Source organism: Pantoea sp. VS1 (assembly GCF_002207995.1).
GTDB classification, from domain to species: Bacteria; Pseudomonadota; Gammaproteobacteria; order Enterobacterales; family Enterobacteriaceae; genus Pantoea; species Pantoea dispersa.
The window spans coordinates 1-313 of the sequence record NZ_NHZE01000181.1; the positions used below are offsets into that span (position 1 = coordinate 1).

A 313-nucleotide genomic window follows, 5' to 3' on the forward strand; every position below is an offset into this window, starting at 1 on the left:
GCTGAAGGCGGCGGGAATGGTTCAGCCGCGGACGCCACGCAAGCGAACGCCGGGCAACCTGCGCAGTCTCACGACGCCTGTGAGGAATAACCACGTCTGGAGCGCTGATTTTAAAGGGCGCTTTCGCCTGAAAGACGGCAGCTGGTGCCGCCCCTTCACGCTTACCGATAACCACAGCCGCTACCTGCTGTCATGCGAGCCGGGCACGTCGGAGACCACGGTGTTCGTGCGCGGCTGCATGGAAAGGGCCTTCCTGGAAGGCGGGCTGCCCGACGTTATCCGCACCGACAACGGCTCGCCCTTCGTTGCGCCG

At 64.9% G+C, this 313-nt stretch carries 1 protein-coding gene; it reads left to right on the plus strand.

The genetic code is table 11. The features are described 5' to 3' along the window. Positions 1 to 313: integrase catalytic domain-containing protein (locus tag CBW22_RS25760; protein WP_141097394.1), on the plus strand; the 313-nt coding region annotated here is incomplete at both ends.